The sequence below is a fragment of the Clavibacter tessellarius genome (assembly GCF_001618005.1).
Classification (GTDB): Bacteria; Actinomycetota; Actinomycetes; order Actinomycetales; family Microbacteriaceae; genus Clavibacter; species Clavibacter tessellarius_A.
The window spans coordinates 72,217-86,850 of the sequence record NZ_LQXA01000053.1 but is presented as its reverse complement, the minus strand read 5'-3'; the positions used below and the strand labels follow the sequence as shown (position 1 = coordinate 86,850).

Annotated in this window: 14 protein-coding genes; 6 read left to right on the top strand and 8 right to left on the bottom strand. The window is 71.3% G+C overall.

Annotated elements, in window-relative coordinates; genetic code table 11:
• Nucleotides 1–319: 319 nt before the first annotated feature.
• The 8 genes from AWH51_RS14225 to AWH51_RS14190 all read right to left on the bottom strand — a co-directional run bounded on the left by AWH51_RS14225 (nt 320) and on the right by AWH51_RS14190 (nt 6,264).
• Nucleotides 320–781, bottom strand: a complete 462-nt coding sequence (locus AWH51_RS14225) for a hypothetical protein (protein WP_063072712.1) — start codon at nt 779–781, stop codon at nt 320–322.
• 371 nt (nt 782–1,152) lie between these two features.
• Nucleotides 1,153–1,671: a hypothetical protein gene (locus AWH51_RS16105; RefSeq protein ID WP_131798148.1), complete on the bottom strand. Its 519-nt coding sequence runs from the start codon at nt 1,669–1,671 to the stop codon at nt 1,153–1,155.
• Nucleotides 1,668–3,851: a hypothetical protein gene (locus AWH51_RS14215; RefSeq protein WP_063072710.1), complete on the bottom strand. Its 2,184-nt coding sequence runs from the start codon at nt 3,849–3,851 to the stop codon at nt 1,668–1,670. Before AWH51_RS14215 ends, AWH51_RS16105 begins: the two co-directional genes overlap by 4 nt.
• Nucleotides 3,848–4,228 (bottom strand): DUF6507 family protein, encoded by a 381-nt coding sequence (locus AWH51_RS14210; RefSeq protein WP_131798147.1) that lies wholly within the window; start codon nt 4,226–4,228, stop codon nt 3,848–3,850. The genes AWH51_RS14215 and AWH51_RS14210 overlap by 4 nt, the downstream gene beginning before the upstream one ends.
• Nucleotides 4,200–4,571 carry a hypothetical protein gene (locus AWH51_RS14205; protein ID WP_063072708.1) on the bottom strand — a complete coding sequence of 124 codons (372 nt, stop codon included), beginning with the start codon at nt 4,569–4,571 and terminating at the stop codon, nt 4,200–4,202. Before AWH51_RS14205 ends, AWH51_RS14210 begins: the two co-directional genes overlap by 29 nt.
• Complete coding sequence (locus AWH51_RS14200) at nt 4,568–5,572, bottom strand: DUF6177 family protein (protein ID WP_063072707.1); 1,005 nt, start codon at nt 5,570–5,572, stop codon at nt 4,568–4,570. The genes AWH51_RS14205 and AWH51_RS14200 overlap by 4 nt, the downstream gene beginning before the upstream one ends.
• A gap of 17 nt (nt 5,573–5,589) precedes the next feature.
• Nucleotides 5,590–5,904, bottom strand: coding sequence for a pore-forming ESAT-6 family protein (locus tag AWH51_RS14195; protein WP_063072706.1), 315 nt, complete (start codon nt 5,902–5,904; stop codon nt 5,590–5,592).
• An 18-nt stretch (nt 5,905–5,922) separates the two neighbouring features.
• Nucleotides 5,923–6,264 (bottom strand): WXG100 family type VII secretion target, encoded by a 342-nt coding sequence (locus AWH51_RS14190; protein ID WP_414146362.1) that lies wholly within the window; start codon nt 6,262–6,264, stop codon nt 5,923–5,925.
• A 186-nt stretch (nt 6,265–6,450) separates the two neighbouring features.
• Here AWH51_RS14190 and AWH51_RS14185 point away from each other — a divergent pair, with 186 nt between their 5' ends.
• From AWH51_RS14185 to AWH51_RS14160, 6 genes are read left to right on the top strand one after another with little or no spacing between them, the layout of a single operon-like run.
• The gene (locus AWH51_RS14185; RefSeq protein ID WP_063072705.1) at nt 6,451–7,590 is read left to right on the top strand and encodes an RDD family protein; all 1,140 of its coding nucleotides are present in this window, start codon (nt 6,451–6,453) and stop codon (nt 7,588–7,590) included.
• Nucleotides 7,580–7,837 carry a hypothetical protein gene (locus AWH51_RS14180; protein WP_063072704.1) on the top strand — a complete coding sequence of 86 codons (258 nt, stop codon included), beginning with the start codon at nt 7,580–7,582 and terminating at the stop codon, nt 7,835–7,837. The genes AWH51_RS14185 and AWH51_RS14180 overlap by 11 nt, the downstream gene beginning before the upstream one ends.
• Complete coding sequence (locus tag AWH51_RS14175) at nt 7,834–9,144, top strand: EsaB/YukD family protein (RefSeq protein WP_063072703.1); 1,311 nt, start codon at nt 7,834–7,836, stop codon at nt 9,142–9,144. Before AWH51_RS14180 ends, AWH51_RS14175 begins: the two co-directional genes overlap by 4 nt.
• Nucleotides 9,145–9,146: 2 nt before the next feature.
• A complete protein-coding gene (locus AWH51_RS14170) occupies nt 9,147–10,058 on the top strand; it encodes a hypothetical protein (RefSeq protein WP_063072702.1) in 912 nt (303 codons plus the stop codon).
• Nucleotides 10,055–13,993: a type VII secretion protein EccCa gene (eccCa, locus tag AWH51_RS14165; RefSeq protein WP_063072701.1), complete on the top strand. Its 3,939-nt coding sequence runs from the start codon at nt 10,055–10,057 to the stop codon at nt 13,991–13,993. Before AWH51_RS14170 ends, eccCa begins: the two co-directional genes overlap by 4 nt.
• Nucleotides 13,986–14,621 (top strand): hypothetical protein, encoded by a 636-nt coding sequence (locus AWH51_RS14160; protein ID WP_063072700.1) that lies wholly within the window; start codon nt 13,986–13,988, stop codon nt 14,619–14,621. The genes eccCa and AWH51_RS14160 overlap by 8 nt, the downstream gene beginning before the upstream one ends.
• Nucleotides 14,622–14,634: the final 13 nt, after the last annotated feature.

The window sequence follows — 14,634 nt, the reverse complement described above, 5'->3', positions numbered from 1 at the left end:
ACGGCGTCCGCCGTTTCCCCAGTTGTGCGGCTGCGTGCCGAACTCGGCTGCCTGCCTGCCTGCCTGAGTGCGAGCGGCTCGGCCGGAGTCGTCGTCGGGCGCCGTCGCCACGAGCCTCGGGACGGGATCGACTCATCCGGTGCTGGTCGGACGACGCGTGGGCCTGCGCCGGAAACGCATGCGTCGTCTTTCCCTGCCGAATACCTTCGGCAGGCACCCAGCCAGCCAGTTGTGGCTCACTGCACCCAAAGATTCCAGGGAACAGGAGCAGGAGTGGTCCGTCACTTTTGCCCGCATGCACTTCGACAAACAATAGCGACTACATCACACGAGCAGGTAATCCACCCCGGTATTCTACGAACGCGCCCCAATCTCCAAATACCGGAGTGGCTTCCCAGTTGGCAGACAGATCAACATCCCGATACTCCCGAACCTCGATCGTGAGACTAGCGGTCACATCGAGCGTGTGCTTCATAGAAGCGCCCTCGACTTTGAATTCCAACTCCCCCACGACCGCCGCGCGCGCTACACCCGAGTAGGCGACATCGTTTTCATACGTGTAATGTATTATGCTACTAAGAAGCATCTTCTCATCAAACCGCTTGAAATGATACACCACGCCTGTGCGATTATGATCATCTAGTATCCGCGTGCGAATGAACGCGCCGAACGGTAGGACCTCCAAGACACCCATGAGCACATCCTCATACTCACCGTCTTCACTCACGGCAGCAACGGTGAACCAGTTCTTCGGCTCAGTGGTACCCGTCTCATAACGCATCCGCGCTTCATTTTACATGAGCAATTGCCGAGGCTCTCGGCGCCGATCGTCCCAATGCTCGCAATAAATGTACTTCATACACTCCGCCACATGGCTCATCAAGAGCGACTCATCTATTCGCGTGAATCCGTAACTGAAGGGACCACATCACGCGAGCAGGCAATCCACCCCATTATTGGCCTGTCAACCCACTGTTCGCAGTAGATGCATTTGATAGACGACCCTGTCCTACCAGGAGTTTTTCGGGCATCACGGCTAAGGCGGCTAACGGGATCGCGAGCTTTGACTCGTCGTACGCCCGAAGCGCCGGTCAGATGAGCTTCCCTTGACTTCATCACCACGCGCGTCTATCGCCTTACTGATGCGCTCATCTACCAGCGATTGAACTTCCCCAAAGAAGCCCAGGCGCCGAACTCGGGTACCGGCTCCCAGTGCTTGGACACGTCGACATCACGATACTCGGACACATGCGTCAACGGATCAGCATCGTCCATCAGAACTTCCTTGGTGTAACCGTCGGGCTTGTACAAGTATTGCGCGACGTAGACCGCCTCATCCGGACCATAATACTGAGGCTCGATAGGATATCTATGCTCCGTCACATGACTCAAGAAAAGCGACTCGTCTAGGCGCGTGAATCCGTAGTCAAACCGCTCACTGCAGTACGGATCGAGGAATTTGACGTTGACATAGGATGCTTCGGGTAGAATTTCTAAAACATATTCGGGAGCCGCTCCCTCTATTTGCGGATGTTTTGAAGCAGCGACCGAGAACCAGTGATCAGGTTTTGCTACCTCACCTCTGTAACGCCGCTTCGCTTCTTCTTCAGCAATCGGATCGACCGGCCGACGCAACGCAGTTTCCCATCGCTGGCAGTACTGGTAATTCATTTACCCAACTCTCTCAATCGCAGAATATTCTTATTATACACGTGTCCGGATGTATCACGGATCACGACCCTTTTGTAGTCAGCGTAATCTAAGAACTCTTGAGGAATAGGTCGCAGCTGAGGTGGTAGTTCGAGGACGGGTCTCCCACGCAGCGGCAGGCCCCACAGAGATCGGTTTGCTTCACTGAAAACAGTATTTGCCCGCAATCGCAATGGCGTCTTTACAATTTCCCCCGGAGCATACTTCGCATTGAGCTCGTCGACGCCACCCCGCGCCGTTCTCGCGAGCACTTCAGCTATTTGTGTATGTTTTCTGGAGACTATTTCCTTACCGGGGATATAGGAGTCGACGCGGAACCCAGTTTCGAGCGTTACTTCATTGTGAGGATACTTGTAGTGGTTCTCATAGTTGAAACGTATGCCCCGGATTATATTTCGAAGTCGCGGATCAAGATTTGGGTTACTTAGCGCGTGGTCAATCCAATCCGGAATGACGGGACCCTCGAACAAGACAACGTCCTGTCCACCATAGCGCACGAGTTCGTCGTGACGCATTGGTGCGTCTACTACCTCGTCGCCATCAAGATGCTGGGCTTCCCGAATGCTTGCATGGTCACGCAACACGGAATGCTGCTCCTGCATGGATTCCTGATGATGAGCATGAGCAAGCCCCTGATGGTCTGCGAGAGGCGCCGACTCGTGCGGTCGCGAAGCATCACTAGTGCTTACGTTCATGATCTCTGAGCGCGGATGAGCATCACCGGGTGCGCTGATATTCCGACTCGACCCGATGGATCCATGATGCTGCGCATCGGTGGACACGTGAGACCCTGCCCGCGGCTCCACGTCCATGCGCATCCCCGTCGGCACCCGCATCCCGTCCGGCGTCACCATGTGCTCTACCGAGACGCTCACCTTCGGCACCCGCGCCAGCAGATCCCGGAACCCCGTCACGGATCCCGACACCGACGACGCCGCACCCCGGGACATCGCCGCCACGAGATCCCCGACCCGTCCCGACACCGCGCCGGTGCCCCTGAGCACACGCCCTAGCCCCGATGATGCCTCCCCCGCACGAGCCGCATCGGCGGCACCCTCGGCACCCATCTCCGTGGCGCGCGCCCCGAACCGCAGACCGCGCGCACCGCTCGCCAGGACCTTCAGCCCCGCACCCGCCTCCGCGCCCGGCATGAGCACGCTCCCGACGTTGAACTCCAATCCGCCCAATGCCCGACCCGGGTTCGTCTTCCAGGCCTCCTCGCTTCCGAGGAACCCCTCCACCACCTGCCCCCTCTGCGCCCGGAATCTCGGCGCCAACGTCTTCAATAGATCCGGAGCGCCCTCGCCGGGATCCGTGAGAGGCGAAGGCAATACAAACGTCGTCACCAGGTACACGGATGCCGCGGCTCCCCGCCACGAGTTGAGCGCGAGGTCCCCGTCGAATGCCTTTCGGGTGTGGGCGTTGAAGCCGACCATGGCCAGCCCACCCTTCACCGACTCTCGGAAGGCATCCTGCGCGCCGTGCGCCTGCGCCTCCTGGCAGGACCGCTCCTTCATCGTCCCGAAAGGCAGCACCGTCCCGATGCTCGTGTCCAAGGCGGCTGGCGCGGCCGGCCCTTGCCCTGCTCCGCGGGACAGCCAGTACATGGGGGAATCCAGCCCGGAGAGCGCGGCCACGCACGTGTCGCGGGCGTGCGCCAGCGCATCCACCTGCGCCGCGACGCGCCGCATCAGGTCGTTGTTCCTGTCCGCGAACTCCGGGATGTAGTCAAAGATCTTCGTGCCCTCAGCCGTGGTGCCGACGACACTCGTGATGAACTGCTCGGCCTCGCCCGTGAGCTGCAGCAGCTCCGGCTTGATCCGGTCCACCTCGTCCGCGAACGCGGTGAGCGCGTGGGACGCTGCAAGGAACACCGCGCTCAGCGACTCCGTGCCCGTCTTCACCGGCGCCATCGTCTCGATGAGGCTCGGGGCCTCGGGTGCCCGGTACGAGGCCGAGATGCCCGACCACTTCGACACCACGTCAGCGCCGTGCGTGGTCACCGCCGTGGATGCGGAGGTGAAGCTCGCAGCGGCACGGCGGATCAGATCCGCGTCGAGACCCGCGCCGGGGATCGCGAACGGGTCGATGTACCCGTCCGCACGGCGGCCGGAGTATCCGCCGGAGTCGCTCGGCATCATCGCTGGACGCCCGACCGTTCGGTGAACCAGCTGAAGTCGCCCGAGCCCGCGGATTCCACCGCGTGCGTCTGCGCCGCCCGCACGTCTTCCGACATGGTGTCGTCGGCCGCGACGTAGTCCGCCGTGGCGGTGGACACGCCGAGCAGGCACGCCGAGATGCGGTTGCCCACGGTCGTCATCCTCGGTGCCTCCCGTTGCAGGAGCGCCGAAACGGCGGTCGCGACCTCGACGCAGTCCGACGTGCCGTTCGTGACGTCCGTCTCCGCGGATTCCAGGCTCGAGAACGCCTCCACGAGCGCCCCGGCCGCGTCCTGCACGTCCTTCACGACGGCCGACACCCCCGCGGGGTCAATGCTGTAGCTCGACGTCCGATCCACCGTGCCCTTCTGTGCTCAGTCGATGCGCGTGACCGTCCGCCGCGGCGGCGATCGCGGTGATGAGCGCCCCGGCGTCTTCCGCTCCCCAGCCGCGCGCGTGCGCCTCCGTCCAGTGCCTGTCCTGTTCGACGCCGACGCCGAGGATCCGCACGGCGTCGCCCGCGTGCTCGAGCGGCCGGGAGCCGGTCACGGTGAGCTGCCCGCCGCGCAGGTTCGAGAGGAGCACCGCTCCCCCGTCCCAGAGCGAGGCGATCCGGAGGTCCGGATCCGTGGCAGCTGCCCCGACGACGCACTCGCCGACGGTGACGGGCCGGGGCGAGAGGATCACCCACTCGCCGTTCACGGGGTCTCCCCCGCCAGGGCCGAGACGACGGTCTCCGGCCCGAAGGCGCGGAGCGCGGTCTCGAGGTCGGCCCACGCTGGCGCCGGTCCGCTCCCGAACTGCAGGAGCAGGGACGGCGTGCGCGGATGCCCGATGCGCGTCAGCACGCCGGCGGCCTCCAGGCCGGCCGTGGGGAAGGCCCAGTCGCGGACCGCGCGTGGGCCCACGAGGGCCGCGCGCGGCTCGACCGCGTGCGGGGGGTCGGCGGAGAAGGTCAGGTCCTCCGCCCCCGCCATGGCGACGGCGAAGGCGAACTGGATCTGGGCGACGCCGTGCAGACGCCGCATCAGCCGGGCCGCTCCCTCCGCGGGGATCGCGCCGCGCACCACCAGCTTCGTCTCCTCGTAGATCCCCGAGGGCGCCTGCCAGGCCCGGAGGGTGCCGCTGGCTCCCGGCCCGTGGACGACGATCCGCGCGACGTCCGGGAACCGTCTGCGCACCCACTCGGTCATGCCCCGCGGCGACCAGTCCGACGCCGCCGGCTCGACCGCGCCCCAGCCCTCCAGCCGGGTTCCCGTCTCCGAGGCGACGACCTCGGCGACGCGTCCCGCCTCGAACGCGGACGCGTCCACGTACCGGGCGCTCACGGTGACCTGCGTCCAGGCGGCGGACGCGCCGTCGCGACGGCGCTCCCCCGCGGCCGCCGCCGCCGTCCACGCCTCCGACGGACCGGCGATCAGCGTGTCCGTGCCGGCGAGACGGAGCCCGTCGCCGGCGGAGACGGCCCATCGGCCGTCGAAGAGCCGCAGCGCCTGCAGCATCGCGAACGTGAGCCGCGTCTGCGGTGGCGTCACGATCAGCACGCGCTTCGCGGCTGCCCCCGCGTCGGCCAGGAGGCCGGACCGGAGGGCGCTGAGGTGCAGGATCCGCGCGGTGCTGCGGATGACGAGGAAGCCGTCACCCATCTCCTCGATGAGGGGATGGGTGACGGCCGGTGTCGCATCCGCGACGGTGTCGCTCATGCGGTGACGCTCGACGCCTAGCCGATGGCGTCGACCGCCGCCTTCCCGCGCGACATGGCCGTCTGCGCGGTCTCGTCGTTGCGTGCCATCGCCTGGCGGAGCGCGTGGATGATGTCCCGCACCTGCTGGGCGACCGCATTCCAGCGGGCTTCCTTGGCCGCGTACTCCGTGGAGACGCCGTCGGCCTGGTAGTCGGCCATGGCGGCCTTCACGTCGGAGTCGCGCTGGTCGAGCAGCGACTCCAGGTGGCTCGCGACGGCCTGGAACTCGTCCTGGGCCGACTGGGATGCCGCGATGTCGTAGTCGCGGCGGTCTGCGCTGTTCCCGCTCATGTTCGTCGGATCCCTTCTCTAAGCCCGGCCGGAGAAGCGGGCGGAGTCGAAGCCCGCCCCGCTCTGCGCCGCGCGCGTCTGGTCCGACATGTCGGAGTCGCCCTGCTGGAAGGCCGTGTCCTGGCCCTGGATGCCGCCGAGCACCGCGGCCAGCGCCGCGTTCAGCTCGGTGGCGATGGAGTCCGTGTGCGCCTTGAACTGGTCGAACGCCTGGCGCCCCGCGCCGTTGAAGCGGCCCTCGAGCGGTGCCGCCGACTGCTCCAGCCGGCGCACGAGCGCGCCGAGGTCCTCGTGCGACGAGCTGGTCCGCTGTCCCAGCTGCGTGAGGGTGGATGCCCCCATCGCGAATTTCATGCCCATGTACCGCTCCTCTCAGCCACGCGGATGCCGCGCGCTGCTCGCCGATGCGACCGGACGACAGCCGTCCGATCGCACCGGATGGTACCCCCGATCCGGGGGCGCGGGAACGGTTAACAGAGGTACGGATTCTTGACGCTAGGATCGCGCTGGCTCGGGCGTCGGGCCGGTACCCGCTGGGAGGCATCGATGGCGCATGCGCTCCTCGGCGCGGTCACCTGCGGACGGTGCGGTGCGCGCGTCGCCGTGGCCGTCTCCACCTGCGCCCGCTGCGCGTCACCCCGCCTCGACGCCGCGCCGGGCACGGCGACCGGCCCCTACCAGGGCATGCTCATCGGCGTCGTCCCCGCCCCGGCCGGACGGCGGTATGCCGCCCGGGCGATGGACGCGGTCCCGCCCGCGGCCCTCCTCGCGGCGGCCGTGATCGGCGCCGGCGACGCGCGCTGGCCGGTGCTCGTCGTGCTCCTCCTCGTCGGAGCGGCATTCGCCGTGCTGACCGCGAACGCCGCGTCCTCGCTCCGCAGCGGCCAGACGCTCGGGCGACGCCTCCTCCGGCTCCGGACGGTCGACGACCTCTCCGGCGCGCCGCTCACCGCCATGGACCGGTTCGGCCGGATCCCCCGGCTGCTGCGACAGCGCACGACCGTGACCGCCGACCTCCGTGCCGGACGGGACCCCCTCGGGGTCGCCCGGCCCCCGGCCGACGCGCTCGGCGACGACGTGGCAGACGACGACGCCGGTCCGACCGTGGACGAGGCCGTCCGCCGTGCCCATCGCCGGACGACGTCGATCCGGGTCGAGGCGCCCGCGCCGACGGGAGCCGCCCTCGTGCTGGACTCCGGCGAGCGGCTCGCCGTCACGGAGCCGCTGGTCGTGGGCAGGAAGCCCGAGGCGCAGGTCGACGGCGTGACGCACGTCGTGCACATGTGGACCGACCTGTCGCGCACCGTCGCCAAGTCCCACGCGCTGTTCGCGTGGTCCGGCTCGAGCATGTGGATCACCGACCTGGGCAGCCTCTCGGGCACCGCCGTCATCACCCCCGAGGGCGAACGCCGTCCTCTGGTCGCGGGCGTGCCGACCGCGGCGAGCGTCGGCTGGACCGTCGAGCTCGGCCGCCGCCGCATCGTCATCGAACCGGACGCCCCCGAGGCCACCGCCTCCGAGTCCCCGACGGCCGTCCCGGACGCGACCGACGCGAGCCCGGCGGACGCCGTGTCCGACCCCGGACTCCGCTCCCGCACCGGCTCCCGTCCCCCGACCGCGGCCCCGTCCCCGGCCGTCGCCCCCGCACCGACCCCCACCGAGAGGACGGCGCCCCGTGCCGACTGATCCCGACGTCATCCTCCTGGAGACGATCCGCACCCACCGCTCCCGGCTCCGGTCGGCGTTCATCTTCGGGGAGCTCACCGAGCGCCGAATCGTGGACGACAACTCGAAGCGGTTCATCGCCAGCGTCGTGGTCGCGGCCGTCGTCTGCGCGGGCTGCGTGGGCGTCTCGTTCGTGGGGCACCTGCTGGGCGCAGCACCCGCGGGCGGACTCGGCGGCGTCGTCTCCACCCCGGTGCCCAGCCCGTGAGCACCTTCACGCGCGTCACCGTCCTCGGCTCGCACCGCCGCGTCGACCTGGTCGCCCCGAGCGACGAGGCCGTCGCCGCCCTGATCGCGCAGCTCGTCGAGCTGCTGGGCGAGCGGACGGAGTCGGCGGCCCGGCCGATGACGCTCATCCGCGCCTCCGGCGACCAGCTCGGCGCGGAGGAGTCCCTCGACGACCAGGGCGTCCTCGCCGGCGACGTCCTCCGGCTCGTGCGCGTGGACGACGCGCCGGCGCCGCCCGAGGTCGCCGACGTGACCGACGTGGTCGCCGAGGCGCGCGACGACCAGGGCTCGCTGTGGGCGGACGTGCACCGCATCTCGGCGTGCTGCGTCGCGATCGCGCTGCTCGCGGGGGTCGCCGGTACATCGCTCGTCTCCCCGGACGCCGTCCCGGAGCTCGGCGGCGGCGCGCTCCTCCTCGCGGTCGCGGCCGCGGTGCTCGGGCTCGTGGGGGCCGCGCGTCCCGCGCTCGTGCTCACGGCCGCGGCGGCCGGTCTGGCCGTGCCCGCCACCGTCGCGGCGGTGGACGCCTGGATGCCGGGGGGCGCCTCGCTGCCCGTGCTCGCGTTCGCGACCTCCGGAGCGGCCTGGCTCGTGGTCGGCGTCGGCATCGGGGTCGGCCTGCGCCGGCGCACGCTGCTGCGCGGGAGCGTCGTCGGGGTCGCCGCCAGCGCCGTCGCCCTCGGCGTCGACCTGCTCGGGATGACGGTGCCGCAGGAGTCCGCGGTCGTCGGCACGGCCGCCGTCGTGCTGATCGGCCTCCTCCCCTGGTACTCGATGACGGCATCCGGCCTCACGGGCCTCGACGACCTCGTCATCGCCGGCACGCTGTCCGACCGCGACACGCTCCGGAGCACGGTCGACGAGGCGTACCGGTCCCTCAGCTGGGCCAGCCTCGCCGCGGCGGTCCCGGCGGCCATCGCCGCCGGAGCGCTCGTCGGCACGACGGATCCGTGGCCGATCGCCCTCGGCGTGTGCCTCACCGTGGTCCTCGCCCTGCGCACGCGCGCCTTCCCGCTGGCCTGGCAGGCCCTGCCGCTGTGGGCCGCCGTCGCCGCGGTGATCGTGATCGCGGCCCTCGCCCACGGCTCCGAGCGCGACGCCGTCGCCGCGGGCCTCGGAGCGGTGATGCTCGCGTGCGCCGCGGTCTGCGTCGCGCGGCCGTCGCTCCAGACGCGCGCACGCCTCCGCCGGGTGGGCAACCGCGTCGAGACCCTCGCCGTCGTCGCGCTGGTGCCGTGCGTCATCGGCGTCTTCGGCGTGTACCCGTCCCTGCTCGGGACCTTCTGACGATGGGACGCCTGATCAGCTCGCTCGGCACCACGGCCCACATGCTCCTCACGAGCCCCGCCTCGGCCTTCCGCGAGGCGACGGAGGCGGACGCCGCCGTGCGCATCCCGCTGCCGGTCTCGCGCCGGGTGGGCTTCGCCCAGCTCGCCGGCGGGAGCGGCACCTCCGCCGCCGCCGCCGCGGTCGCCGCCGCCCTCGCCTCGCGTCGCGCCGGCGTCTCCCTCGCCGTCAACGCGTCGGGCGGATCCACGCACGTCCTGCGCCGCCTGCCGGCGGAGGACGCGGATCCCCGCGCCCGGCGCGACGCCCTCCCCACCACGCTGCGACAGGCCGCGGCCGACCTCGCGTTCCCCCTCCCCCGCCTCGCCGCCCTCGACCTGCAGCGCCGGGACCGGCCGACCACCGCCGCGGAGGCCCGCACCTGGTTCGACGAGGTGAACCCCATCTCGCGGTTCTTCGACCTCGTCGTCACCGACTGGGGCGTGCGACCGGCCGCCGCCGACCTCGCGCTCACGGCCCTCGCCAGCCACGTGCTGTGCCTCGTCTGCCGGGCGGAGCGACACGCGCTGGAAGATGTCGTGGCCATGGTCCCCGCCCTCCGCGCCGAGCCCGACCCTCCGCGCATCGTGATCGTGAGCGTCGACGTCGGCGCGCGCGGCCGGCACGACGCACGCGACGTGATCGCGCGCGAGGTCGGCGTCCCGCTCATCGGCATGCCCTACGACGCCGCCTGGTCCACCGCCATCCCCACGCCGAGCCGGCGCCTGTCGCTCGCCTCGCGCACCGCCGTGCTCCGGCTCGCGAGCACCGTCATGGGGGAGGCGGTCGCCTCGCTGCCGTCCAACCGGGCGCCGTCCAACGGCGCGCCGTCCGACCGACCGGCCGACGACGCGCGCTCGGCGGCCGTCGCGTGAACCGCCTCGTCCACCGGCCGAGCCGCGTCACGCGCCCGCTCGAGCAGCCCGAGCAGGAGGCGCTGGCCGCGCCGCCCGCCATGCAGGACGGACCGCAGGGCGGCTTCCCCATCCAGTCCCTCATCCCCATCCTCGGCGCCACGGTCAGCGTCACGATGATGACGCTGCTCCGCGGCCAGCAGATCTACATGGTCATCGGCGCGCTCGTGCTCGTCGTGGCCGCGGTCGGCGGGCTCGCGATGGCGTTCACCCAGCGGAGCAGCTCCGCCCGGACGCGACGCGTCCAGAGGGAGCGCTACCTCGACTACCTGGAGCGCGTGCGGTCCCGCACCCGGGCGCGCGCCTTCGAGGCCCGGGAGCAGGCCGCCCTGCTGGACCCTGCCCCCGTCGCGCTCACCGAGATCGTGCGCGACCCGGCCCGCCTGTGGGAGCGGCGTCGCAGCGACGCCGACTTCCTGCGCGTGCGCCTGGGATCCGGCACGCGGCGCTGGCTCGAGCTGGCGCTCCCCCCGGAGGCGAACCCCGTCGAGCCGTACGACCCGATCATGGCCGCGGAGGCCGAGCAGGTCGTGGCGCAGCACGAGGTGGTGCGCGGGATGCCCATCACCGTCGACCTCGCGGGAGCCGGGCACGTCTCCGTGATCGGGCCCCGGGACGACGTGCTGAACGCCGCGCGCGCCCTGATCGCGCAGCTCGCGGTCTTCCACGCGCCCGACGACATGGTGATGGCGCTCACGTTCCCCGAGCACGCCGCGTCGGACTGGCGCGGCGTCGACCGTCTCCCGCACCTCGTGGTGGAGGACGTCTTCGACGGCCCCGTGCCCGCGCGCCGCGTCGCCCCCACCCCGCAGGCGCTCCGCACGGTCATCGGCGAGGACCTCGCCGACCGCGCCCAGCTCGCCGCCACGGCCCGCCGCGGCGGTCTCGACCAGGGGCCCGCCGACATCCCGCGGCTCGTGGTGTTCATGGACGACTACGGCAGCATCGCGGGGTCCCTGCCCGTGCCCGACGCCGAGCTCGACCTCCGCGACCTGCGGATCACGATCGTCCACCTGCTGAGCGACCGGCTGCACGAGCCCTCGGACGTGACGCTCCGCATCCTCGTCGGCGACGGATCGGCCGTCATCTCGGACGCGCGGCTCGCGCACCCCGTCTCCGAGGTCACGCCCGACCGGATGCCGGTGGCGCTCCTCGACGTGCTCACGCGCGCCCTCGCGCCGCTGCGCCTCAGCATGTCGCGCAAGGACGAGGCGGAGTCCGCACGGGCCATCGACATCTCCGAGCTGCTCGGGATCGGCGAGGTGAGCGCGCTCGACCCCGCCGTCACGCAGGCCCCGCGCTCCCCGCGCGACTTCCTGCGCGTGCCGGTCGGCCTCGACGACTTCGGCGAGCCGCTCCTGCTCGACATCAAGGAGGCCTCGCAGCTCGGCATCGGGCCGCACGGCCTGTGCGTCGGGGCGACCGGATCCGGCAAGAGCGAGTTCCTCCGCACCTTCGTGCTCGCCCTCGCGTCCTCGCACAGCCCCGAGGACCTCGCGATGATCCTCGTCGACTACAAGGGCGGCGCCGCGTTCGCGCCGTTCGCGAGCCTCCCGCACGTCGCCGGCCTCATCGACAACCTCGCCGACGACCCCCAGCTCACCCAGCGCGCCCGCGCGAGCCTCGCGGGCGAGGTGGTCCGGCGGCAGAAGATGCTCAAGGACGCGGGCAACGTCCCCTCCATCACCCACTACGCCGAGCTCCGCACCACCCGTCCCGACCTGCCCGGCATGCCGCACCTGCTGCTGATCATCGACGAGTTCGGCGAGCTCCTCACGGCCGAGCCGGACCTCATCGACCTGCTCATCCAGATCGGGCGCATCGGCCGCACGCTCGGCATCCACATGCTCCTGTCGAGCCAGCGCCTGGAGGCCGGCAAGCTGCGCGGCCTCGACACCTACCTGTCGTACCGGATCGCGCTCCGCACGTTCTCGGAGGCCGAGAGCAGCATGATCATCGACACCAGCGACGCCTTCCGGCTGCCCGCGGTGCCCGGCTACGCGTACCTGAAGTTCGACACCACCCTCCGCCGCTTCCGCTCCGGGTACGTCTCCGGGGCCATCGCCGCGTCGGATCCCGACCCCCAGTCCACGGGTGCCGACGCGCCCCGCGGGATGATCCGGCTGCCCACCTACAACGGCATCGCCACGCGCGAGAGCAGCCAGAGCGCCGAGGAGGCGCTCGCCCGTCCGGTCGTCGGCCGCGTCCTCGTCGACCTCGCCGTGGAGCGCATCCGCACCCGCGGCGAGCCCGTCGCCCCCGTCTGGCTGCCGCCGCTGCCGGAGCGGCTCACCCTCGCCTCCCTCGTCGACCGCGCCGACCAGCACCGCGCGCTCGCGGTGCCCGTCGGCCTCCTCGACGAGCCCGATCGCCAGCGCCAGGAGCCGTGGATCCTCGACCTCACGCGCAGCGGCGGCCACGCGGCGATCTTCGGCGCGCCGCAGTCGGGCCGCACCACCTTCCTCCGCACGGTCGTGGCCGGGCTCGCGCTCACGCACTCCCCCGATCAGGTCGCCGTCTACGGCCTCGACTTCTCCGGCGGAGGCCTGTCGCGCGTCGAGGGGTTCCCGCACGTCGGCGGCATCGCCACCCGGACGAGCCGCGAGAAGCTGCAGCGCGTCGCCGAGGAGATGCGCCGCATGCTCACGGAACGCGAGGCGGTCTTCCCCCGCCACGCGATCGACTCCCTGGCGACGCTCCGCCGCCTGCACGCCGAGGGCCGCGTCCCGGAGCTCGACGCGGCCGACGTGGTGCTGGTCGTGGACGAGGCCGGCGCCCTGCGCGGCGACCACGAGGACCTGGAGCCGGTCGTGCAGGAGCTGCTCCAGCGCGGCGGGTCGTACGGCATCCACGTGGTGCTGGCGCTCACGCGCTGGAACGACCTCCGCACGACCCTGCAGCCGTTCATCGGCACGCGCATCGAGCTGCGGCTCAACGACGCGCTCGAGTCGCTCGCCGGGCGGCGCCTCTCGGAGACGCTGCGCGCCGAGCAGCCGGGACGGGCGATCACCGACGACCGGCGGTTCGCGCAGATCGCCCTGCCGGTCCTCGAGACCGAGCCCGGCCTCGACGTGGGCGACGCGCTCGAGCGGCTCGCCCGCGACACCGCCGCGCGGTGGCAGGGATCGGGGGCGCGCGCCATCCGCCTCCTCCCGGAGAACCTCCCCGCCGCGCTCCTGCCCGACGCCGTCGAGGTGCCCGTCGCCGTGCCCGTCGGCCTCGCGCAGGAGACCATGCAGCCCGCGCTGCTGGACCACCGCGGTCCGGATCCGCACCTGCTCGTCTTCGGCGACCCGGGCGCCGGCAAGAGCAACCTGCTCCGGGTGCTCATCGACGGTTCCGTGCAGCGCAGCAGCTCGGACGAGCTCGTCGTCGCGCTCGTCGACTTCCGCGGCGCGCTGGCCGACGCGTGCCCCGACGACTACCTCGGCGGCTACGCGGGGGACGCCACGCAGGCCGGCGAGCTCATCACGGCGATCGCCGGGGAGCTGACGCGTCGACGTGCGGAGCACGACACCGCGGCGGCCCGGATCCTGCTGGTGATTGACGACCACGACATCGTGGCCGCCTCCGGCGCCGACGCCCTGCGCCCGCTCCTGCCGTTCATCGCGAGCGCGCGCGACCTGCGGCTCACCGTCGCCCTGGCGCGGCCGGTCGCGGGCACGTCGCGGGCGTTCTTCGACATCGTGCTGCAGTCCCTCCGCGACAACGGGGCGACGGCGGTCGTCATGTCGGGCGAACGGTCGGAGGGGCAGATCGTGCCCGGCATCCACGCCGAGCGCATGGTGCCCGGACGCGCTCGGGTCGTGCGTCGCGGCGCCCGCGCGCAGCTGATCCAGATCGCCCTGCACGAGGTCGCCGCCCCGGCGGAGGAGGAGATGGCCGCGCATGGCTGAGACGCCGAGCCCCCTCCTCCGCCCCCGCGAGCGCGCGGCCGTGCGCGTCGTCTTCGCCGGCACCTCGGGCGGCGTCGGCACCACGACGACCGCGGCGCTGGTGTTCGCGGCCCTCCAGGGCGGCACCGCCGGCGCGCCGACCCTCACCGACCACACGGGCGGGACGCTCGGGGGGCGTCTGCCGCTCGGCGACGAGGCCGGTGCCGTCGATGCGCGGCTGGTCCTCCACGACCTCGGCCCGCACGCCCGCGGCGAGGGCATCGACCTGCTCGAGTCGCCCGCCACCCTGCTGGCCATCACGACCGCGTCGACCCCCACCGGGATCGCGGCGGCCACGGAGCTGCTCACGGACATCACCGCCCGGTACGGGATCGAGGCGATGGCGCGCGTCACGATCGTCGCGAGCCGCACCAACGGACGCCACGACGTGCAGTCGGAGTCGCGCCGCCTGTTCGCGACCCACGGGCGCACCATCGTCTACGACATCCCCGACGACCCGGGGCTCGCGGTCGGCGGTCGCATCCCGGTCGCGCGCCTCCGGCGGCGCACCCGCGAGGCCCAGGCCCGGCTCGCGAAGCACCTCGACGACGTGGCCCGCCGGTTCCACCAGGCGCGCTCGAGCCCGTGAGCGCGCGCGGCAC

What these genes read in the sequence shown, in the direction of transcription:
- AWH51_RS14195 (WP_063072706.1), bottom strand. Translation starts at nt 5,904, where the DNA reads ATGAGCGGGAACAGCGCAGACCGCCGCGACTACGACATCGCGGCATCC.
- AWH51_RS14200 (WP_063072707.1), bottom strand. Translation starts at nt 5,572, where the DNA reads ATGAGCGACACCGTCGCGGATGCGACACCGGCCGTCACCCATCCCCTC.
- AWH51_RS14225 (WP_063072712.1), bottom strand. Translation starts at nt 781, where the DNA reads ATGCGTTATGAGACGGGTACCACTGAGCCGAAGAACTGGTTCACCGTT.
- AWH51_RS16105 (WP_131798148.1), bottom strand. Translation starts at nt 1,671, where the DNA reads ATGAATTACCAGTACTGCCAGCGATGGGAAACTGCGTTGCGTCGGCCG.
- AWH51_RS14190 (WP_414146362.1), bottom strand. Translation starts at nt 6,264, where the DNA reads ATGGGCATGAAATTCGCGATGGGGGCATCCACCCTCACGCAGCTGGGA.
- AWH51_RS14170 (WP_063072702.1), top strand. Translation starts at nt 9,147, where the DNA reads ATGGGACGCCTGATCAGCTCGCTCGGCACCACGGCCCACATGCTCCTC.
- AWH51_RS14160 (WP_063072700.1), top strand. Translation starts at nt 13,986, where the DNA reads ATGGCTGAGACGCCGAGCCCCCTCCTCCGCCCCCGCGAGCGCGCGGCC.
- AWH51_RS14185 (WP_063072705.1), top strand. Translation starts at nt 6,451, where the DNA reads ATGGCGCATGCGCTCCTCGGCGCGGTCACCTGCGGACGGTGCGGTGCG.
- AWH51_RS14215 (WP_063072710.1), bottom strand. Translation starts at nt 3,851, where the DNA reads ATGATGCCGAGCGACTCCGGCGGATACTCCGGCCGCCGTGCGGACGGG.